The 21,629-nt window shown below is 70.6% G+C and carries 15 protein-coding genes; 7 read left to right on the top strand and 8 right to left on the bottom strand.

The genetic code is table 11. The features are described from left to right. Window positions 1-195: 195 nt before the first annotated feature. From ACGFNV_RS01630 to ACGFNV_RS01660, 7 genes are all read right to left on the bottom strand, one after another. The gene (locus tag ACGFNV_RS01630; protein WP_393618507.1) at window positions 196-1,857 is read right to left on the bottom strand and encodes a PHP domain-containing protein; all 1,662 of its coding nucleotides are present in this window, start codon (window positions 1,855-1,857) and stop codon (window positions 196-198) included. Window positions 1,858-1,874: 17 nt separating this feature from the next. Further along, window positions 1,875-3,701, bottom strand: coding sequence for a LamG-like jellyroll fold domain-containing protein (locus tag ACGFNV_RS01635; RefSeq protein WP_393618509.1), 1,827 nt, complete (start codon window positions 3,699-3,701; stop codon window positions 1,875-1,877). 44 nt (window positions 3,702-3,745) lie between these two features. Further along, a complete protein-coding gene (locus ACGFNV_RS01640; protein ID WP_393618511.1) occupies window positions 3,746-6,718 on the bottom strand; it encodes a glycoside hydrolase family 2 TIM barrel-domain containing protein in 2,973 nt (990 codons plus the stop codon). After that, window positions 6,715-7,554 carry a carbohydrate ABC transporter permease gene (locus ACGFNV_RS01645; protein WP_393618512.1) on the bottom strand — a complete coding sequence of 280 codons (840 nt, stop codon included), beginning with the start codon at window positions 7,552-7,554 and terminating at the stop codon, window positions 6,715-6,717. The genes ACGFNV_RS01640 and ACGFNV_RS01645 overlap by 4 nt, the downstream gene beginning before the upstream one ends. Before the next feature lie 11 nt (window positions 7,555-7,565). After that, window positions 7,566-8,537 (bottom strand): carbohydrate ABC transporter permease, encoded by a 972-nt coding sequence (locus ACGFNV_RS01650; RefSeq protein ID WP_393618514.1) that lies wholly within the window; start codon window positions 8,535-8,537, stop codon window positions 7,566-7,568. Next, entirely contained in the window at window positions 8,537-9,823 is a 1,287-nt protein-coding gene (locus ACGFNV_RS01655; RefSeq protein WP_393618516.1) for an ABC transporter substrate-binding protein, read from the bottom strand. Before ACGFNV_RS01655 ends, ACGFNV_RS01650 begins: the two co-directional genes overlap by 1 nt. Window positions 9,824-9,893: 70 nt before the next feature. Continuing rightward, window positions 9,894-10,913, bottom strand: coding sequence for a carbohydrate kinase family protein (locus ACGFNV_RS01660; RefSeq protein WP_393619964.1), 1,020 nt, complete (start codon window positions 10,911-10,913; stop codon window positions 9,894-9,896). Window positions 10,914-11,080: 167 nt separating this feature from the next. On the opposite strand from ACGFNV_RS01660, the gene ACGFNV_RS01665 reads away from it, so the two are divergent. The 5 genes from ACGFNV_RS01665 (at window position 11,081) to ACGFNV_RS01685 (ending at window position 18,333) form a co-directional block, all read left to right on the top strand. Continuing rightward, a complete protein-coding gene (locus ACGFNV_RS01665; protein WP_393619966.1) occupies window positions 11,081-11,845 on the top strand; it encodes a DeoR/GlpR family DNA-binding transcription regulator in 765 nt (254 codons plus the stop codon). Beyond that, complete coding sequence (locus ACGFNV_RS01670; protein ID WP_393618517.1) at window positions 11,842-13,179, top strand: 6-phospho-beta-glucosidase; 1,338 nt, start codon at window positions 11,842-11,844, stop codon at window positions 13,177-13,179. The genes ACGFNV_RS01665 and ACGFNV_RS01670 overlap by 4 nt, the downstream gene beginning before the upstream one ends. Before the next feature lie 71 nt (window positions 13,180-13,250). Then, on the top strand, window positions 13,251-16,316 hold the full coding sequence (locus ACGFNV_RS01675) for an alpha-mannosidase (RefSeq protein ID WP_393618519.1): 3,066 nt from the start codon (window positions 13,251-13,253) through the stop codon (window positions 16,314-16,316). Window positions 16,317-16,318: 2 nt separating this feature from the next. Continuing rightward, window positions 16,319-17,569, top strand: coding sequence for an alpha-L-fucosidase (locus ACGFNV_RS01680; RefSeq protein WP_393618521.1), 1,251 nt, complete (start codon window positions 16,319-16,321; stop codon window positions 17,567-17,569). Between the two features lie 254 nt (window positions 17,570-17,823). Beyond that, the gene (locus tag ACGFNV_RS01685) at window positions 17,824-18,333 is read left to right on the top strand and encodes a cupin domain-containing protein (protein ID WP_393618522.1); all 510 of its coding nucleotides are present in this window, start codon (window positions 17,824-17,826) and stop codon (window positions 18,331-18,333) included. Between the two features lie 98 nt (window positions 18,334-18,431). Here the strand turns inward: ACGFNV_RS01685 and ACGFNV_RS01690 are convergent, their stop codons facing one another. Then, window positions 18,432-19,556, bottom strand: a complete 1,125-nt coding sequence (locus ACGFNV_RS01690) for an ATP-grasp domain-containing protein (protein ID WP_393618524.1) — start codon at window positions 19,554-19,556, stop codon at window positions 18,432-18,434. 368 nt (window positions 19,557-19,924) lie between these two features. On the opposite strand from ACGFNV_RS01690, the gene ACGFNV_RS01695 reads away from it, so the two are divergent. Continuing rightward, a complete protein-coding gene (locus ACGFNV_RS01695) occupies window positions 19,925-20,812 on the top strand; it encodes a metallophosphoesterase family protein (RefSeq protein WP_393618526.1) in 888 nt (295 codons plus the stop codon). Further along, window positions 20,809-21,501: a 4'-phosphopantetheinyl transferase gene (locus tag ACGFNV_RS01700; RefSeq protein ID WP_393618528.1), complete on the top strand. Its 693-nt coding sequence runs from the start codon at window positions 20,809-20,811 to the stop codon at window positions 21,499-21,501. The genes ACGFNV_RS01695 and ACGFNV_RS01700 overlap by 4 nt, the downstream gene beginning before the upstream one ends. Window positions 21,502-21,629: the final 128 nt, after the last annotated feature.

Here is a 21,629-nt window from a genome sequence, read left to right on the forward strand (position 1 = left end):
GGCAATCGTCGGCGGGCGGTCGCAATGGGTTCCGTGCCCGCTGGGACGCTGGGACGGCCGTGCCGCGCCCGGCCTGCGGCGTCCCGCGGCCGCCGGGACGGCGCTGGGACGCGACAGACACGGACGCCGCCGGTCCGTCGTGGAGGTGGCCGGAGTCGGGGATCGGGGGACCCTGTCCGCTCAGGTCACATCCCCTCAGCTCACCTCCACGAACACGGGGTTCGAGTAGAACCAGGTGTCCTCCCACGGGTCCCCGTCGCCCGGCGGGTGCGGGATCGGGCCGTGCGGGTCGATCGCGGCGCCCAGGTAGCCGATGCCGTTGCGCTTGCCGTCGCTGCCGCGCAGACGGACGTAGAAGGACTCGTCCCCGGCGGTGACGGGGATGCGCAGGGTGTACGTCCCCGTGCGGCCGGACACGTCCACCGTGCGGGCGACCCTGGTGTCGGGCGCCCGCCACTCCTCCCGGTCGGTCACCGGGCCGCGCACCGCGCCCCGGATCAGGTCCACATGCGCCAGCTGGGGCAGGATGCCCTGTGCGTTGGGGCGGGAGGCAGTGGTCACGGTGACGTTGAGCGTCAGCTTCTCGCCCTTGCGCACCCGCAGTCGGCCGCCCAGCGTCACACCGGGACCGCCGTCGCAGTCCCGCTTCAGCCGCACGTCGAGCCCGTCGAGCAGATGCCCGTGGTCGAGCCAGACCCGGCCCGCGCGCAGCCCCGCCATGACCGCGCGGTAGCCGTAGCGGGTCACGCCGACGTGGGTGCGGCTGAACTGGCCCGGCCAGAAGTCACCGCCGGGCTGGGGCGAGTCCGTGTTCACCGGGTCGGGGATCTTTCCGGTGTTGTCGAAGTTCTGCCCCGGCAGCCAGTCGCCGTTCTTCCACGTGTCGAAGACGACACGGTGCACGTCGGAGTTGGTGGTGATCGTGAACAGCTTGCCCTCGGCGAGCATCGCGTCCCACATGCCGCCGACCGTCGCCGTCATCCAGTCGAAACCGCCGTACAGCACGTACGCGTTCTCCGGATAGCCCGCCCAGGAGTTCACGGACGGCTTGTTGGTGTACTCGCCGCGCTGCGAGGTGGGGCCCTCCCAGCCGGGGATGCCGCCGCCCTGCGCGCCGGGCGCTCCCTCCATCCCGATCATGATCTCGGGGGCCGCGTCCCGCCAGTTGCGCATCTCGTGCGGCGAGTCGATGCCCAGCCGCATCGGATGGTTCGCGAAGACGAGGACGTCGTCGACATATCCCGTACGGCGCTGTTCGGCGAGCCACTGGATGGCCTTGACCGCGTGCGCCTCGTTGCGGGCGGTGTTCGGATTGTCCGGAGCGCCGTCCGTGTAGCCCAGCAGCTTGCCGTCGTAGGCCAGCTCGAACCGGGTGAGGAGGTCGACCTCGTGAGGGCCGGGCGCGGCGAAGATCGTGCAGTGCTCGGCGGCCGGGATGTACCACTCCAGGCCCTGGAAGATCAGCTGGCGGGGGTTCTCGGCGCGGGCCTTGAGGATCTCCTTGTGCTCCATCGCGGCGCCGTAGTAGGCGTGCCCGAAGTTGGAGTGCTCGTTGAACACCATCCAGTCGAGGCCGTACTTGGCGGCCGCGGTGGCCAGCTGGGAGAAGGTGTACTTCGCGTCGTGGCTGTAGACACTGTGGACGTGGTGGTCGCCGACGAGGTAGGCGAGTCTCGGGTCGTTGCCGCCGAAGGCGTCGGCGGCGGTCGCCTCGGGCATCGCCGCCGAGCCGAGGGCGAACGCGGCGCCGAACAGGCCCGCGCGGCGCAGGAGCTGACGGCGGGAGACGCCCTGGGCGTCCAGGTCGGCGGGGGAGACGGACGGGTCGGCCCACACGGGCAGTTGCTGCTCGGTCATCGTGGTCCTCGGAGGCGTCAGTGGTTCATGAACGAGGTGACGGGCAGCGCCCGCGCGACGATCCGGACGTCGCCGAGGCGTCCGTGCAGGATCTGGTCGATCTTGTCCGCGTACTCGTAACCGCCGAGCAGCCAGGGACGCCCGGCCGAGGCGATGCCGATCGCGGGGGCGTGCGGGTTGCGGGCCACCGGACAGCCCTGGACGTACATCACCGTGTGCCGTCCGTCGTTGACCACGGCCAGGTGCCACCAGGTCTCGCGGGCGGTCTCATCGCCCCAGTTGGTGGCGAGCTGCTGCTGGTTGAGCGGGTGCACCGCCCACTGGGGGCCGGGGCCGTCGGAGATCGACAGCGTGGCCAGCGGCTCGTCCGGGTCGTCGGTGACCGTGCCGACGGAGCCGTTGCGGCCGGTGCGGCTGACGAGGCCGGACCAGGCGTTGTGCGAGGCGTCCCAGTCGGCGGGCAGCCAGTAGAACGCCTCGATGGTGTAACCGTCCCTGAACGTGGCCGCGTTGAGCGGAGCCGAGTCGACCGTGCGCAGATACGCGCCCTTCAGCGGGGACTTGTAGCCCTGGAACTCCAGGCTGCCGTGGCCGGGTTGGTCCGGGTGGTGGTCCGCCGACCAGCCGAGAGTGCCGCCGCCCACCGAGACCACGGTGAGGTCGTTGCCGTGGTCGGACAGGTCGTGGACGGTGCCGGAGACGGGCGAGTCGAAGCGCCAGTAGGCGACGGTGCCCGGTACCAGCATCTTCGCCGCGGGCCGCGCCGGGCGGGCCGGCACCGGGTCGAAGCCGGAGAAGCGCTCGGTGAAGTCGATCTCGACCGAGAACCGGTCGGCGTCCCCGCTGAGCTCGATCTCCTGCCGTTCCAGCTCGTTGAGCCCCTTCGCGGCCCGGCCCAGGATCCACGGGGAGACCGTCTCGACGTCGATGACGTTGCGGTCCAGGTCGAAGCGGTAGAGGCGGATCATCGCCGCGCCGCCGAAGTAGCGGTTCTGGTAGTTCGTCAGGTGCAGGTGGACCTCGTTGCCCGCCGCGTTCTTGCGGGTCGCCCTGCCCGCGGGCCAGTAGTGGCCGTTCAGGGTGAGGAAGATCTGGTCGTGGTCCTGGACCAGCTGGTCCCACAACTGCTGCCCGTACGCCGACAGGGAGTCGTCCTCGACGACCAGTTCGTGCGTGGTGAGGATGACCGGCGTCTTCGGGGGCCGGGCGAGGACGTCCTTCGCCCAGGCGTAGCCCTTGGCCGAGAGCCGCCAGTCCAGGGCGAGCACCATCCACTCCCGCCCCGCCGCCCTGAACAGGTGGTAGGTGTTGTAGCCGTCCGCGGAGGCGCCCCCGAACGTCGGCTTCCCCTTGAACCGCTGCGGACCGAAGGCCTTCAGGTACGGCGTCGACCCGCGCTGGTCGTCCGTCGACGACTTCACGTCGTGGTTGCCGGCCAGGACGCTGTAGCCGACCCCCCGCCGGTCGAGCAGCCCGAACGCCGCGCTGATCGCGTCGACCTCGGCCTGGGCCCCGTTCTGCGTGAGGTCGCCCAGGTGCGACAGGAAGACGATGTTCTCGTCCTCGCCGTGCTCCAGGAGGTAGCGCAGGGACGCCTCGACCGGTGCCCTGTCGATGCTCGGCCCGTCGAAGAGGTACTGGGTGTCGGGCATGACGGCGAGCGTGAAGCGGCGGCTCTCCGGGTCGGGCCGCCAGCTGTCCGACGTCGCGGCCTCCGCGGTGGCCGGGAGGGCGACCCCGGCCGTGGCGAGGGCGCCCAGCAGCGCGGTCGCCCGCAGGAAACCGCGTCTTCCGGCACCGGCCTGCTCGGCCTCGCCCTGGTCGTGCTCATGGGAATTGCACACGTGTTGCTCCGTGGGAAGGGAAGTGACAACGAAGCGTGGGGGGTTCAGAGCACGCGCAGCGTCCAGCTCCAGTGATGGACGCCCGGTGCGACGAGATACGACGGTGAGGTGTCGGGGCCGCACGAGGCCGTGCCCAGGCCCCGGTGCGCCGCGTCGATGTGCACCACACAGCCGGGCCTCGGCACCAGCTCGTCGTGGTGGGCCGCCGCGACCAGGTCCTCGGCGCGGTAGCGGGTGACGGAGACCTGGCGGGGCTCGTCCAGTTCGACCGCGAGACCGGTGGCGTCCGGCGCGGACAGTGTGAAGCGCCGTACGCCGTGCCGGCCGCCGCTCTCCTGCGGACGCAGATAGGGGGTGAACAACTGGTCGACGGGGACGGAGTGGTGACCCACGGGCGCGCCCGCGCTGCGGTCGGGGTACGACTCCCAGGGACCCTGACCGAACCACTCCAGCAGATCGAGGCCCGGCACCGTCTCGAACACGGAGCCGACCCGCGCCACGTCGTGCAGGTCCTCCGGCAGCTCCGCCCACTCCTCGACCCGGATCCCGCCCTCGACCGGCGTGAACACCTGCCGGTGACGCACGACCGCGACGGCCCCGGCGTACTCGGCCAGCACCGTCACGCCCGGCCCCTCCCGGTGCACCGAGACGACCTTGCGTACGAGCGAGTCGAGCCCCCAGGCGCGCCAGCGCAGCGCGATCCCGCCCAGCTCGTCGTTGTCGGTGGGCGCCCGCCACAGCGACAGCGCGGGCGCGGCCGTCAGCAGGGGATGGAGCAGCAGGCCCTCGTCGTCGACCTCGGCGGGGCCCGCCCCGAGGGGCTCGGTGACCTCCACGGGATCCGCCGTGTAGGGCCGCTCGGCCGCGCGCAGCCGCACCTGCGGTGCGCACACCCGCGTACCGCGCGGTGCCCACGGCTGGTCCTCGGCCGTCGTCACCCGCAGGGTCAGCCAGGCCTCGCCGCCGCCGTCCGGCAGCTCGAACGGCAGCGGCACCGCCGCCGTCTCGCCCGGCCGCAGATCGGGCAGCTCGGTCGGCGCGGTCAGCGTGCGGCCGTCCGCCAGGGACAGCTCCCACTCGGCGGACAGCCACTCCAGGCCGCGGAAGTGCTGGTGGTTGGAGAGGACGATCCCCTCGTGCCGGAAGCAGTCGATGCGCACCGGCGCGGCGATCTCCCGGTGCTCGTACATCACCGGCTTGGGCGTGCGGTCCGGGAAGACGACCCCGTCGGCGATGAACGCGCCGTCATGGATCGTCTCGCCGAAGTCGCCGCCGTACGCCCAGCGATGACCGGGTGCGGCGACACCGTTGTCGAAGAGCCCGGCGCCCCCACGCCCAGCAGGTCTTCCGTCGTTCACACGTTGGAGGATGCCGTGGTCCCAGAACTCCCAGATGAAGCCGCCCTGAAGACCGGGGGTGGCCTCGATGGCCGCCCAGTGGTCGGCGAGCGTGCCGTTGCTGTTGCCCATGGCGTGCGAGTACTCGCACTGGATGAGCGGCTTGGTCTGCTCCCCGGACAGCGCGTGCGCCACGCACTCCTCCAGCGGGGCGTACATGGGGCAGGCGATGTCGGTGGCGAGGTCCGGGTCGGCCCAGCCGCGCTTGGCGGCCCCCTCGTACTGCAGGGGCCGGGTCGGGTCGTGCCGGCGGAGCCAGCCCGCCGCCGCGTCGTGGTTCGCGCCGTAGTCGGACTCGTTGCCCAGGGACCAGACGATGATCGACGGGTGGTTCTTGTCGCGCAGGACCATCCGCGAGACCCGGTCCACGAACGCGCCCAGATACCTCGGGTCGTCGGCGATCTCATGGGCGTGGTCGTGGGACTCGATGTCCGCCTCGTCCACGACGTAGAAGCCGAGCTCGTCGGCGAGGTCGTACAGCGTCGGGTCGTTCGGGTAGTGGGCGGTGCGGATCGCGTTGAAGCCGAAACGCTTCAGCAGGACGAGGTCCGCGCGCATGTCGTCGTACGACACAGTCCGGCCGGTCAGCGGATGGAAGTCGTGCCGGTTGACGCCCCGGATGAACACGCGCTCGCCGTTGACCAGCAGGTCCCGGCCGACGATCTCGACGTCGCGGAAGCCGACGCGGTGGCGGGAGGTGTCGGCGACGCTGCCGTCGGCGCGGTGCAGCCGGACCGTCAGGTCGTACAGCTCGGGCGTCTCGGCGGTCCAGGTGCGCACCTCGGGCACGGTGGTCCGCAGCCGCGCCTCACCGAGGAAGTCGGAGACCCGCTCCTCCTCGGCGTTGGCACGGTCGAACTCCCTGTCCTGCGGGAGCGCGTGACCGTCCAGGTCGCCGCTGATGGACCATCCCTCGGGCAGCGCGCCGCGGGTGTCCCGCACCTGGCAGTCGACCCGCAGCTCCCCGTCCCGCCGGGCCCGTACGGTCACGTCCGCGAGGTACAGCGGGTCCGTCGCGTACAGCAGCACGGACCGGGTGATGCCGCCGTGCCACCACTGGTCCTGGTCCTCGATGTGCGAGGCGTCCGACCACTTCACCACGGTGAGCCGTACGAGGGCCCGCCCACCGGGGCGTACGACTCCCGTCAGGTCGAACTCGGCGGCCAGATGGGAGTCCTTGGAGATGCCGACCGGCCGCCCGTCCACGTGCACGAGGAGCACGCTCTCGGCGGCCCCCACCTGGAGCACGATCCGGCGTCCGGCCCACTCGGCGGGCACGTCGACCGTCCGCTCGTAGACGCCCGTCGGGTTGGCGGCGGGCGACCGCGGAGGGAATTCCGCATACGGCATACGGACGTTCGTGTACTGCGGCAGGTCGTCCGTGTCCTGCATGGTCCAGACACCGGGAACGTGGGCCGAGGACCACACACCGCCGACCGGCGCGTCCGGAGCGGGCAGCAACTGGAAGCGCCAGTCGCCGTCCAGGGAGAGGCATCCGGAGCGCCGGTCGACGGCGTTCATGGGCAGGCGTCCCCAGGAGGTGATCTCGGGCGCCTCCCAGGGGCGCAGGGCGACCAGGGGATCGACGATCCCGCGCCCACTGATCGACGAATCGTTCATCCTCGAACCGCTCCCTTGCCCAGGTCACCGATGATCTGTCGGGCGCCGACCGCGAACACGATCAGCAGCGGGACCAGCGCGAGCAGCGCGCCGGTCATCACCATGCCGTAGTCCGTCGTGCCGTGGACGCCGTTGAGCTGGGACAACGCGACCTGGAGAGTGACGTTGTCCGGGTTGGTGAGGGCGATCAGCGGCCAGGCGTAGTCGTTCCACTGGCCCATGAAGGTGAAGATGCCGAGGAACGCCAGTCCCGGACGGACCACCGGGAGCGCCACATGCCAGTACTGGCGCAGGAAGCCCGCCCCGTCGAGCTTGGAGGCGTCGAGCAGTTCGTCGTGGATGGCGCTGCGCATGTACTGGCGCATCCAGAAGATGCCGAACGCGTTGGCCGCGGCCGGCACGATCAGCGCCGACATCGATCCGATCCAGCCGATCTTCGCCATGATCACGAACTGCGGGATCACCTGGAGCTGCGTCGGCACCATGAAGATCACCATCAGCAGCGCGAACAGCACCTTGCGGCCGGGGAACTCGAACTTCGCGAACACGAACGCGGCGAGCGAGTCGAAGAACAGCACCAGGAACGTCACCGAACACGCGACCAGCAGCGAGTTGAACATCGAGCCGAAGAAGTCGATGTTGTCGAAGAGGCTGCGGACGTTCTCGAGGAAGTGCGTGCCCGGCAGCAGTTTCGGCGGGTAGGAGAAGATCTCCGTCGTCGTGTGCGTCGACATGATGACGGCCCAGTAGAACGGGAAGGCCGACAGCACCACACCGACGATCAGCGACAGATGCAGTCCGATGCCCCGGCGCCCGGAGCCCTTGAGGGATGCCATGGTGTGCGGCCTCACTGTTCTTCGCCCCGGCGCTGCACCAGGCGCCAGTTGATGATCGAGAAGAGGACGACGACGAGGAAGATGCCCCAGGCCACGGCGGCGCCGTAGCCGAAGTCGTTGTTGTCGAAGGTCTGCTGGAAGAAGTAGAGGACCATCGTCCGGCCCGCGTGGTCGGGACCGCCCGAGAACGTCGAGTCGTTGGAGGTGTTCTGCAGCAGCACCTGCGGTTCGGAGAAGCTCTGCAGACCCGTCACCGTGGAGACGACCAGCACGAACAACAGCGTCGGCCGCAGCAGCGGCAACGTGATCCGGAAGAACGTCTGCACGGGACCGGCCCCGTCGATGCGCGCCGCCTCGTACAGGTCGCTCGGGATGGTCTGGAGCCCCGCGAGGAAGATGATCGCGTTGTAGCCGGTCCACTGCCAGGTCATCAGCGTCGCGATGGCGATCTTGATGCCCCACGGCGTGTTCAGCCACGCGATCTGGTCGAGCCCCACCGCCTGCAACAGGGCGTTGATCAGGCCGAAGTTGGTGGAGAACACCGATCCGAAGATGATCGCGACCGCCACGACGGAGGTCACGTTCGGCAGGAAGAACGCGAAGCGGTAGACGTTCTTGAACCGCACCGCCGAGTTGAGCATCACGGCCGTGACCATCGCCAGGACGATCATGGGGAAGGTGGACAGCGCCCAGATGATGATCGTGTTGCCGATCGAGCTCCAGAAGTCGCTGTCGCTCAGCAGGTACGCGTACTGCGACAGACCCGCCGACTCCATCGAGCCGAGGCCGTCCCAGCGGTGGAAGGACAGGTACAGCGAGAAGCCGACCGGGATCAGGCCGAAGCACAGGAACAGCAGGTAGAAGGGCGAGATGGCGGCATAGAGGTGCCAGTACTTGCGAAAGCCCGTCCTGGGCCGCGCGGCGGGTGGCTCCACGACGGGCGCCGGGGGCCGGGGCTTCTGCACGGCGGGGAGGGTGGCCATCAGTAGCTCACCCCCAGGTGCGCCGCGATCCGCCTGCACTTGCTCATGGCGTCCTTCCATGCCTTCTCGGGGTCCTTGCCGAGGACGCCGACGTTCTTGATCTCGTCCTTGATCGGCTGCCCGAGCGCCACGTCGAACGGGCTGTTGTAGGCGACCGCGATCTTCTGCGCGGCGGGCCCGAAGACGTCCATCGTGACCTGGCCGCCGAAGAAGGGATCGGGCTCGCGCAGCTGCTTGAGGCCGTACGAGGCGGGGGTGGAGGGGAAGAGACCCGCGTCGACGTAGCCCTGCGCCTGGTTGCCCGCGTCGAGCATCCAGCTGATGATCTCGAAGGCACGCTCGGGCTCCCGGCACGCCTTGGTGATCGACAGGAACGATCCGCCGTTGTTGGAGGGCCGCACCGGCATGTCGGCGACCCGCCATTTCCCCTTGGTCTTCGGCACGCCGTTCTTGATGTCGTTGGTGGCCCAGGAGGCGCCCAGCTGGCTCGGCAGCCTGCCCGCCTCGATCGCCGACAGCTGGTCCGGGGTACCGCTGACGAGGTCGGAGACGAGCCCGCGCCTCTTGGCCTCGACGGCGAGCGCCCAGGCGTCCCGCACATGCCGCTGGTCACCGATGAAGTGACGGTCCTTGTCGACGTACCGCTTGCCGCCCTGCTGCACCGCGTTCTCGAAGACGCTGTTGACGTCGGTGAGCAGGGAGGTCCCCGGGATCCGCTTGCGCAGCCGCTCGCCGGCCGCGAAGAACGCGTCCCAGGTGTTCAACTCCCTGGACACGTCGGCCGGTTCGTACGGCAGTCCCGCCTTCCGGAAGACCTCGTACTGGTAGATGTGCGCGACCGGGCCGCAGTCGATGGGGAAGCCGATCATCGAGCCGTCGTCGGCGATGCCCTGGTCCCACTTCCACGGCAGGTACTGGCTCCTGAACCTGTCCGCGCCGAGCGTGCGCAGGTCCACGAACTGGTCGGCGTTGGGCAGGTAGGACGCCATGTCCTCGCCCTTGAGGCCCGCGATGTCGGGGACGTGGGCGCGGCCGGCCATCGTGGTGATCAGCTTGGAGCGGTAGTAGCCGCCGATCTTGATGGCCTGGAGGTCGACGGAGCTGTCGTAGCGGGCTCGGGCCTTCTTGATGACCGTGTCGCCCAGGCCGCCGTCCCAGTACCACACGACCATGTTCCGGCCGGTCGACCCGGTCGGGACGGCACAGCCGGACGCCAGGCCGCCGAGCGCGGTCACGGCCGAACCGGCCAGTCCCGCGCGCAGCAGGCCCCTTCGTGAGAGCCGCACAGCTCCCACCGCCTTTCGGATCTTCTTGGTTCTTGCATGGGGGGTGAGTGGTGCCAGGTGGTACAGGGGGTCACTGCTGTCGTGCGGGTGGGGTGACGGGGGCGTACCGGACGGGAGCACCGGGATCCGTCGGCAGCCGGTCGGCGAGGAAGCCGTACGCGCTCCTCAGCTCGGGGTCGGTCAGCGACCGCCACCAGCGGTCGACGCCGTACCAGCCGGGCGCCGCCAGTGCCCCGCTGTGGTGCCGGACCGACAGGCTCGCGGCGAGCACCGCGAACCGCAGCCGCTCCACCAGCGGCCAGCCGCCGAGCGAGGCCGCGACGAAGCTCGCGCCGAAGACGTCCCCGGCGCCGGTGGCGTCCAGGACGTCGACGTCGAGGGCCGGGACCTCGGCGTACTCGCCGGTCGTCTGGTCGACGGCGACCGCGCCGTCGCCACCGCGTGTGACGACGGCGACCGGTACCAGCTCCGAGAGCGTCCCGAGGGCCGCGACGGCGCTGTCGGTCCGCGTGTACGCCATCGCCTCGGTCTCGTTCGGGAGGAAGGCGTGGCACAGGGCGAGCTGGTCGAGCAGGTCCCTGGACCACTCCTGGGTGGGGTCCCAGCCGACGTCGGCGTAGATGTGGGTGCCGTTCGCGGCGGCCTTGGCGAGCCACTGGCGCGGTTCGGCCTCCAGGTGCACCAGGGCCGTACGCGCTTCGGGCGGGTCGCCCACCAGCTCGTCCTGCGAGTACGGCGGTTCCTGGCCATGGGTGACGAGGGCCCGGTCGTGGCCGTACGCGAGGGAGACCGTGACCGGCGTGGGCCAGCCGCCCGAGACACGCGAGAGGGAGAGGTCGACGCCCTCCTGACCTGCGAGGACCTCCTGGCAGTGGGCGCCGTAGAAGTCATCGCCGAAGACCGTCGCCAGGGACGTGCGCAGGCCGAAGCGGGACGCGGCCACCGCCAGGTTGGCGATGCCGCCGGGGCCGCAGCCCATCCCGGCGGTCCAGATCTCCTCGCCCGGCGTGGGCGGCCTGCCGAGACCGGTGAGGACGAGGTCGTAGAAGAGCAGCCCGGTCAGCAGCACATCGGGCCGGTCGTCGTCCACGCGCATGCATCCTCTCGTCGGCAGAGCAAGTGGGGGAGCGGGTCGGGGAGGCTCGTCAAAACTCTTCATTTCGGTGACCGGAATCGTTGCGCCGCCTCGGAGATTGGTCAATACCCGAGCAGAAGCGAGCATGGAAATGATTGAAGATGACGAGTAGTGTTCACGCCGTGCTGGCAGAACGACGACACCAACTCATCCTGCGCGCCCTGCGCTCCGGGGGCCCCGCGGCAGTGACCGATCTCTCCGAGCAGCTGCGTGTGAGCCCTGCCACAATCCGGCGGGATCTGCTCAAACTGGAGGAAGAGGGACTTCTGACGCGTGTGCACGGCGGTGCCGTCGTCGAGGAGGGCGACCAGCCCTTCGCCGAAGTCGCCGAGGTGCGGGTGCCCGAGAAGGACGCCATAGCCGCGCACGCGGCGGCGATGCTCGGGAACGGCGACTCGGTGCTGCTCGACATCGGCACCACCGCCTACCGCCTCGCCCGTCAACTCCACGGCCGCCGGCTCACCGTGATCACCAGCAACCTCGTGGTGTACGAGGAGCTCGCCGACGACGAGGGCATCGAACTGGTGCTGCTCGGCGGCATGGTCCGCCGTGAGTACCGTTCCCTGGTGGGCTTCCTCACCGAGGACAACCTGCGCCAGCTGCACGCCGACTGGCTCTTCCTCGGCACCAGTGGGGTGCGTCCGGCCGGGCAGGTGATGGACACGACGGTCGTCGAGGTGCCGGTCAAACGGGCCATGATCAAGGCCAGTGACAAGGTCGTCCTGCTCGCCGACTCGGCGAAGTTCCCGGGTACGGGCATGGCGAGGGTCTGCGGTCCGGAGGAACTGGACGTGGTGGTGACGAACGCGCCGGTGAACGTGACGACGCGGTCCTCCCTGGAGGAGGCGGGCGTCGAGGTGGTCGTGGCAGGAAAGGTGCAAGGGTGAAACTGACGATTCTGGGTGGCGGCGGGTTCCGGGTGCCGCTGGTGTACGGGGCGCTCCTGACGGACCGCGCCGAGGGGCGGGTCACGGAAGTCGTTCTGCACGATCTCGACGACAGCCGGCTGCACGCGGTCGCCCGTGTACTGGCCGAACAGGCCGCGAGCGTTTCCGACGCCCCCACCGTGACCGCCACCACCGACCTCGACGAGGCACTGCGCGGCGCCGACTTCGTCTTCTCCGCGATCCGCGTCGGCGGCCTGGAGGGCCGCGCCGAGGACGAGCGGGTCGCCCTGGCGGAGGGCGTCCTCGGTCAGGAGACCGTCGGCGCGGGCGGCATCGCCTACGGCCTGCGCACCGTCCCCGTCGCCACCGACATCGCCCGGCGGGTGGCCCGCCTCGCCCCCGACGCCTGGGTCATCAACTTCACCAACCCTGCGGGCCTGGTCACCGAGGCCATGTCCCGCCACCTCGGCGACCGGGTCATCGGCATCTGCGACTCGCCGGTCGGCCTCGGCCGCCGTATCGCCCGCGTCCTCGGCGCGAACCCGCGGGACGCCTGGATCGACTACGTCGGCCTCAACCACCTCGGCTGGGTGCGCGGCCTGCGCGTCGCCGGCCGGGACGAGCTGCCGCGGCTGCTCGCCGACCCCGACCTGCTCGGCTCCTTCGAGGAGGGCAAGCTCTTCGGCGTCGACTGGCTGCAGTCCCTCGGCGCGATCCCCAACGAGTACCTGCACTACTACTACTTCAACCGCGAGGCCGTCCGCGCCTACCAGCAGGCCGAGAAGACCCGGGGAGCCTTCCTCGCCGACCAGCAGGCCCGCTTCTACGAGCAGATGCGCGACCCGGACGCTGCCGCCCTCACCACCTGGGACCGCACCCGCGCCGAGCGCGAGGCGACCTACATGGCCGAGAACCGGGAGACCGCGGGCGCCGGCGAGCGCGACGCCGACGACCTCTCCGGCGGCTACGAGAAGGTGGCCCTCGCCCTGATGCGGGCCATCGCCCGCGACGAACGCACCACCCTGATCCTCAACGTGCGCAACCAGGACACCCTCTCGGTGCTCGACGGGGACGCCGTCATCGAGGTGCCCTGCCTGGTCGACGCCAACGGCGCCCACCCGGTCGCCGTCGCCCCGCTGCCCGACCACGCCACCGGCCTGGTCTGCGCGGTCAAGGCGGTCGAGCGCGAGGTGCTCGCCGCCGCCGAGTCCCACTCCCGTACGACGGCCGTGAAGGCGTTCGCGCTGCATCCGCTCGTCGACTCCGTCAACGTGGCCCGCAGGCTCGTCGAGGGCTACACGGCCGTCCACCCCGGCCTCGCGTACCTCAAGTAAGCTCCCGGCCGAAAGCGCTTTCCCCAGCGCTCCGCCCGCCCTCCTCTCCGCACCTCTCCCTGGAGACCTTCATGCACGACGAACGCCGCCGCATCGAGGAGCGCGTCGAGCGCGTCCACACCCAGCGCGTCAAGCCCGCGATCTACGCGGCCACCGTCCCCTTCGAGGTCGAGGCCTGGCAGGCACCGGGGGAGCCGGTCTCCTTCGAGGAGGCCGCGGCCGCGCGCTACCAGCCCTTCGCCATGGGCACCCCGTGGGGCCCGCCGTGGGGCACCACCTGGTTCCGCATGCGGGGCGAGGTGCCCGCCGAGTGGGCGGGGCGGCGCGTCGAGGCGGTCATCGACCTCGGCTTCGTGGGCGACTGGCCGGGCAACCAGGCCGAGGCGCTCGTGCACCTGCCCGACGGCCGGCCGCTGAAGGCGGTCAACCCGCTCAACCAGTACGTGCCGATCGCCAACCCGGCGACCGGCGGGGAGCAGATCGACTACCTGGTCGAGGCGGCCTCGAACCCCGACATCCTGGCGAACAACTTCGCTGAGCCGACCCCGCTCGGCGACGTCCTGACGGCGGGCGACCGTCCGCTGTACACCTTCCTGCGGGCCGACATCGCCGTCCTCGACGAGGAGGTCTGGCACCTCGACCTCGACCTCCAGGTGCTGCGCGAGCTCATGGTCCACCTCGGTGAGCACGAGCCGCGCCGCCACGAGATCATGCACGCACTGGACCGCGCCATGGACGCCCTCGACCTGGACGACATCCCGGGCAGCGCCAAGGCCGTCCGCGAGGTGCTGGCCCCGGTCCTGGCCAGGCCCGCCCACGCCAGCGCCCACACCATCTCCGGCGTCGGTCACGCCCACATCGACTCCGCCTGGCTGTGGCCCATCCGCGAGACCAAGCGCAAGACGTCCCGCACCTTCTCCAACGTGACGTCCCTGGCCGACGAGTACGACGACTTCATCTTCGCCTGCTCCCAGGCCCAGCAGTACGAGTGGGTGCGCGACAACTACCCCCACGTGTGGGCGCGCATCCAGGAGTCCGTGAAGAAGGGCCAGTGGGCGCCGGTCGGCGGCATGTGGGTGGAGGCCGACGGCAACCTGCCCGGCGGCGAGGCCATGGCCCGCCAGCTGATCCACGGCAAGCGGTTCTTCATCGAGCACTTCGGCATCGAGACCAAGGGCGTGTGGCTGCCGGACTCCTTCGGCTACACCGCCGCCTACCCGCAGCTCGCCAAGCTCGCCGGCAACGACTGGTTCCTCACCCAGAAGATCTCCTGGAACCAGACCAACAAGTTCCCCCACCACACCTTCTGGTGGGAGGGCATCGACGGCACCCGCATCTTCACCCACTTCCCGCCGATCGACACCTACAACGCCCGCTTCAGCGGCGAGGAGATGGACCGCGCCGTACGCAACTACTCCGAGAAGGGCGGCGGTTCGCGGTCGCTGGCCCCCTTCGGCTGGGGTGACGGCGGTGGCGGCCCCACCCGCGAGATCATGGAACGGGCGCGCCGGCTGGCCGACCTGGAGGGTTCGCCCAAGGTCGTCGTCGAGCACCCGGACGAGTTCTTCGCCAAGGCCCGCGAGGAGTACCCGGACGCCCCGGTCTGGAACGGCGAGCTCTACCTGGAGCTGCACCGCGCCACCTACACCTCCCAGGCCCGCACCAAGCAGGGCAACCGGCGCAGCGAACACAAGCTCCGCGAGGCCGAGTTGTGGGCGACGGCGGCGGCCCTGCACGCGCCGGGCTACGCCTACCCGTACGAGAAGCTGGACCGCCTGTGGAAGACGGTGCTGCTGCACCAGTTCCACGACATCCTGCCGGGCTCGTCCATCGCCTGGGTGCACCGCGAGGCGGAGGCCGAGTACGCCCGTGTGGCACAGGAGTTGGAGGCGCTGACCGCGGAAGCGGTGGCCGCGCTGGGCGGTGGCGGGACGAGCGTGTTCAACACGAGCCCGTACGACCGCGCCGAGGTGATCCGCACCTCCGCGGGCGCGCCGGCCTACGTCGAGGTGCCCGCGAACGGCAGCGCACCCCTCGCCGCGGCCGGCAGTGCCTCGCCGCAGCCGGTGACGGTCTCGGGCCGGGTCCTCGACAACGGCCTGGTCCGTGTCGAGGTGGCCGAAGACGGAACACTGTCGTCCGTGTACGACCTCCGGGCCAACCGTGAGGTCCTCGCCGGCCAGGGCAACCTGCTCCGCCTGCACACCGACCTCCCGAACTACTGGGACGCCTGGGACATCGACAAGCACTACCAGAACCGCTTCACCGACCTGCTGGAGCCGGACTCGGTGACCGTGGTCGAGGAGGACCCGCTGCTCGGCGCCATCCGCGTCACCCGTTCCTTCGGCAAGGGCTCGACGCTCACCCAGACCATCACCCTGCGCGCCGGAAACCCCCGCATCGACTTCGAGACCGACATCGACTGGCACGAGGCCGAGAAGATCCTCAAGGCGGGCTTCCCGGTGGACGTCCGCGCGCCGCACTCCTCCGCGGAGATCCAGTTCGGCCACGTCCAGCGCCCCACCCACACCAACACCAGCTGGGAGGCGGCCCGCTTCGAGGTCTCCGGCCACCGCTGGGTGCACATCGCGGAGCCCGGCTACGGCGTCGCCGTCATCAACGACTCGACGTACGGCCACGACGTCTCCCGCACGGTCCGCGAGGACGGCGGTACGACGACCAAGGTCAGCCTCAGCCTGGTCCGCGCCCCGCGCATCCCGGACCCCGAGGCCGACCAGGGCAAGCACCGCTTCACCTACTCCCTCCTGCCCGGCGCGAGCATCGAGGACGCCGTCGCCGAGGGCTACGCCCTCAACCTGCCGCTGCGCGTGGCGGAGTCGGTGGGCGCCCCGCAGCCGGTCGTCTCCGTCACCGGCGACGGCGTGACCGTCGAGGCGGTCAAGCTCGCCGACGACGCGTCCGGCGACGTCGTGGTCCGCCTGTACGAGTCCCGCGGCGGCCGTGCCACGGGCGCGCTGCGCACCGGTTTCCCGCTGGCCGCGGCCCATGTCACCGACCTGCTGGAACGGCCGCTGGAGGACACGGACGTCGAGGTCGACGCCGACGGCGCGGTCCCGGTCGAGCTGCGCCCCTTCCAGGTCCTGACGCTGCGTCTGAAGCGCGGAGGGGTGAGCTGACCGTGCCCATGCAACCGTGGTTCACCGACGCCAAGCTGGGGATCTTCGTCCACTGGGGCATCTACGCCGTCGACGGCGTCCAGGAGTCCTGGTCGTTCTACGACGACATCGTGCCGCACGACCGGTACATGTCCCAGCTCGACCGCTTCACGGGCGCCAAGTACGACCCGAAGGCCTGGGCGGACCTGTTCGCCCGCGCCGGTGCCCGGTACGCGGTGCTGACGAGCCGTCACCATGACGGCGTGGCCCTGTGGGACACCGCGTACGGCGATCTCAACCTGGGCCGCGACTACCTCTCCGGGTACGCCGAGGCCCTGCGCGAGAAGGGCCTCAAGGTCGGCCTGTACTACTCGCACTCCGACTGGAACCACCCCGACTACGCCTCCACCCGCAAACCGGGCCGCCCGCCGGACCTGGAGGACAACCGCTACTCGGAGGTCGCGGCGGAGTTCGAGGACCTGGACGCCTGGGAGCGGTTCATCGCCTACCGGGACGGCCAGATCCGCGAGCTGGCCTCCCGCTACCGGCCGGACCTGATGTGGTTCGACGGCGAGTGGGACCGCAGCGAGGAGCAGTGGCGGATCCCCGAACTCGCCGCGCTCGTCCGGTCGTACGTCCCGGACGTCGTCTTCAACGCCCGCATGCTCAGCGAGGGCGACTACGCCACCCCCGAGCAGGGCGCCCCGGTGGTGCCGCCCGAGGGCCCGTGGGAGCTGTGCCTGACCATCAACGACTCCTGGGGCTACCAGCACCAGGACCACAACCACAAGTCGGTCGACCAGCTGATCCGCTACTTCACCGAGACCATCGGCGGGGGCGGCAACCTGCTGCTCGACGTGGGCCCGAGGGAGGACGGCACGATCCCGCAGCCGCAGGTGGAGCGGCTGGAGGCGCTGGGGGAGTGGATCCGCAGGCACGCGGAGGCCGTGTACGGGACGGTGCGCGGGCTCCCGGCCGGGCACCACTACGGGCCCAGCACCCTTTCCGCGGACCGTCGCACGCTCTACCTCACCCTGTTCGACGCACCGCGCGCCGAGATCGGGGTCCGCGGTCTCGCGACCGCGGTCCGCAGGGTCACCGTCCTCGGCACCGGCACGGAACTCGCCCACCGGGTCGTGGGCGGGCTGCACGAGGCGGTCGGTGTGCTGTGGATCGAGCCGCCCGCCGAGGCGGATCTCGACCCGCACGCCACGGTGCTGGCCGTCGAGCTCGACGGCGAACTGGAGCTCTACCGCGGTTCGGGCCGCTTCTGACCCCGGACAGCACCTCGGGCCGGTCGGTCGCTCCCCCGTTGCAGCGACCGACCGACCCGAGCCCCCGTTCCCCCCGGTTCCCCCGTTCCCCCAGCCCCCCCGGCTGGCCCCGTTGCCCTTCACTCTTATGAGCGCGCTGCCCGGCCCCTGATACACCCCTGGGAAAAGAAATCTCGCGCGCCGCTGATTGACCCATGATTCCGCCCCTGGAATGCACCCTGTCGCCGGTCACCTGGCTGCCTAGAGTCGTGGTCATGACGACGACGAAGACAGAGACGAAGAACGAGATTCCGGTCCTCACCCGCGCCGCCGACGCCGAGACGACGAAGGACCCCAGCAGCGTGATGACGCTCTTCGCGGACTCCGCCACCACGGGTGGCCGGCTCACCAGTTACCGGTCGACCTTCGCCGAGGGCGCGGTCGGCGCCCCCGCCCACCTGCACACCAAGGCGTCCGAGCTGTTCTTCGTGATCGACGGATCGCTCCAGGTCCTGGTCGGCGAGGAGATCACCGTCCTGGAGGCGGGCGACTTCCTGCTCGTACCGCCGCACACCCCGCACGCCTTCGCCGCGGCTCCAGGTGCGACGGCCGACGTGTTGTTCGTCTTCACCCCGGGCGCGGACCGCTTCGACTACCTGCGCCTCCTCGGCCGGGTGATGCGCGGCGAGGCCGATCCGCAGGAGATCAAGGACTCCTCGGAGCGGTTCGACAACCACTACGTCGACAGCCCGGTGTGGCGCGAGGCGCTCGCGGCGCGGGGCTGACGCCAGGGCAGTTGCTTGTCACGCCGGACGAGCCGACGTGGGTAAGGGGCGCGGGGAACTGCGCGACAAGCCACGAACTCCCCGCCCCGGACCGCGGGCTACAGCGGCAGCGCCTGCGCCGCGGCTTCGACGGACTCGACCGGCGCCGGCACCGCATGCAGCAACGGCCCCGCCTCGATCTCCCGCTGCTGAGGGATCGACACCGCCCGCAACGGGCGCGGACCCGACACCACCGTGTAGTCCTGCCCCAGGAAGGGTGGCACGATCTCCCCGGGATCCTCACCCAGCGCCAGCTGCACGGCGGCCCAGGGGGCGTTGATCCCGCACAGCGACAGCTGGTGCAGTCCCCCCGCGGGGCGCGTGTTGACGTCCATCAGCACCGGCTGCTCGCCGTACATGCGGAACTGGATGTTGGACAGGTAGTGCAGCCCGAAGCCCTCGGCGATCCGCCGGGCCGGCTCCAGCCACTGCTCGTGGAGCGTGAAGCCACGACGGCGGCCGTTCTTGGTGCGGCCCACGGCGAGGCGGACCCGGTTGTCGGGGCCGGTCAGGCAGTCGACGGACACCTCCGGCTGCTCCAGACGCGGCATCACGAGCCAGTCCACCGGCTCGTCGGCCCGCCGCAGCGTCTCGACGACCATGTCCAGCTGGACGTACGGGCTCGGGAACCCGTTGAGCTGCGCGAGGGAGAAGGGGGCGCGGGTGACGACCCGGAAGCCCACCCCGCCGGCGCCGGACGCCGGCTTGAAGCACGCCTTGTGGCCGTCTGCCTCCAACTCCTCGACGGCCGCGAGGAGTTCGTCCGCCGTGCGGACCCGGTACCAGGGCGGCACCGGCACGCCGATCGCCTGGACCGCCTCGTAGGCGATCACCTTGTCCTCGAAGACGGCCACGGCCTCCGGCGGCGGCGCCAGCAGCGCCGTGCCGATCGCCGCGAAATCGGCGCGGTGCGCCACGATCGCCGACTGGTGCAGCCGCGGCACGAACACGTCGATGCCGCGGCGCCGGCACTGGGCGAGCGCGAACTCGACGTACGCGGCCGGGGACAGGCCCTCCGGCTCCAGCTCGGCGGTGTCGGCGGCGGCCAGGACGGGGGAGTCGGCGTCGCCGTGCGTGGCATGGATCTCGACGGCCCGATCGCTGGGATTTCGCCGCAACTGATCCATGAAGAACACGTTCTCCGCGTACGTGCGGTTGAGCCAGACGCGTACGCGAGAGAGCATGCAGGCCGCCTTTCGGGGGTGTGCGGGCACGGCGAAGCAGGGCCGTGCCCGGCCAGGGGTATGGGAAGGGTCACCAAAGCGCCCCTGTCGAAGGGGTGTCAGTGCCGTGGTGTTGGGGCGATCATACGGCTTCCCGAGGCCCTCTCGTGCAACGTGGGTGTTACGGATTTTGCGATCATGAACTTGTCGTGAGCACCGGCACCGGTGATCCGCCGGAACGAGCCGCACGACCCGAGGCCGAGCCGAGGCCGCTTCGAGGGGGAGCCGGCGTCGGCCGGAAACGGATCCATCGACGGCCCGGTGTCCTTGCCCGCCGACTTCGAATGTGTTCTCGTGGACCCATTCGTGTGCTCGAGAGGGGGCGAGAGGTGACGTCGACGGCCGGTGGTGCCGGACAGCTGCTGGCCATCAGTGACCTGCATGTCGGCTATCCCGAGAACCGTGCTCTCGTGGAGGAGATGCGCCCGGAGACGGACGACGACTGGCTCCTCGTGGCCGGCGACGTCTCGGAGAACGTGGCCGACATCTCCTGGACGCTGAAGACGCTGGCGAGCCGATTCCGCCAGGTCGTGTGGGCGCCCGGCAACCACGAACTGTGGACCCACCCGAAGGACCCGGTCACGCTGCGCGGGGTCGCCCGTTACGAGCATCTGGTCGCCCTCTGCCGCGACCTGGGCGTGCTGACACCCGAGGACCCGTACGCCGTCTGGGAGGGCCCCGGCGGCCCGGTCGCCGTCGCGCCGCTGTTCCTGCTGTACGACTACTCGTTCCTGCCCAAGGGCTGCGCGACGAAGGAGGAGGGGCTGGCGTACGCGCAGGGGACCGGGATCGTCTGCAACGACGAGTACCTGCTCCACCCGGACCCCTACCCGACCCGCGAGGCCTGGTGCCGGGCACGGGTCGCCGAGACCGAACGCCGGCTCGCCGAACTGCCGGACGACCTGCCCACGGTGCTCGTCAACCACTACCCGCTGGACCGGCACCCCACCGACATCCTGTGGCACCCCGAGTTCGCCATGTGGTGCGGCACCCGGCTGACCGCGGACTGGCACCGCCGGTTCCGCGTCGCCACCATGGTCTACGGCCATCTGCACATCCCGCGGACCACGTGGCACGAGGGCGTCCGCTTCGAGGAGGTGTCGGTGGGCTACCCGCGCGAGTGGCGCAAGCGCCCGCAGCCGCCGGGCCGGCTGCGCCGCATCCTGCCGAGGCCGGAGGGGGAAGACGGAGCGGGCGGAGAGGGTGCGGGCAGGTGATCGAGGAGCTGCTGCCGCAGTCGGTGGTCGCCGTGGAGGCGTACGGCGACGAGGGCGCCGACGAGGCCGAGAGAGGCCTGCTTCCGCAGGAAGCGGCGCTCGTGGTGCGGGCCGTCGCCAAGCGGCGCCGTGAGTTCGCTGTCGTCCGCTCCTGCGCCCGTCGCGCCATGGAGAAGCTCGGCGTGCCGCCCCAGCCCGTGCTGCCGGGGGAGCGGGGTGCGCCGCGCTGGCCGGAAGGCCTGGTCGGCAGCATGACCCACTGCGACGGCTACGGCGCCGCCACCCTGGTCCGCGCCACCGACCTCGCCTCCCTCGGTATCGACGCGGAACCCCACCAGGCGCTGCCCGAGGGCGTCCTGCCCGCCGTGTCCCTGCCCGTGGAGGTGCAGCGGTTGGACCGGCTGTCCGCGGACCGTCCCGAGGTCCACTGGGATCGGCTCCTGTTCAGCGCCAAGGAGTCCGTCTACAAGGCGTGGTTCCCCCTCACCGGCCTGTGGCTGGAGTTCACGGAGGCCGAGCTCGACCTCCACGCCGACCCCGGCGAACGCCTCAGCGGCGGCTTCCGCGCCCGCCTCCTCGTCCCCGGCCCCGTGGTCGACGGTCACCGCCTCGACCACTTCGAGGGCCGCTGGACGGTCCAACGGGGCCTGGTCGCCACGGCGGTGACGGTGCCGCACTTCGGCGGCTAGGTGGAGTGCGGCCTGGTAGGCGAGGGCGAGCTTTGTCGGTTCGTGTGGCCAGGCCGCGCCACTGCTCCGTCGTGATGCACACCCTTTGGACGACCTTTGTAGTTCGCGCAGCTTCTTTTTGCGCCCCC

Origin of the sequence: Streptomyces sp. NPDC048751 (genome assembly GCF_043198595.1) — a bacterium.
Classification (GTDB): domain Bacteria; phylum Actinomycetota; class Actinomycetes; order Streptomycetales; family Streptomycetaceae; genus Streptomyces.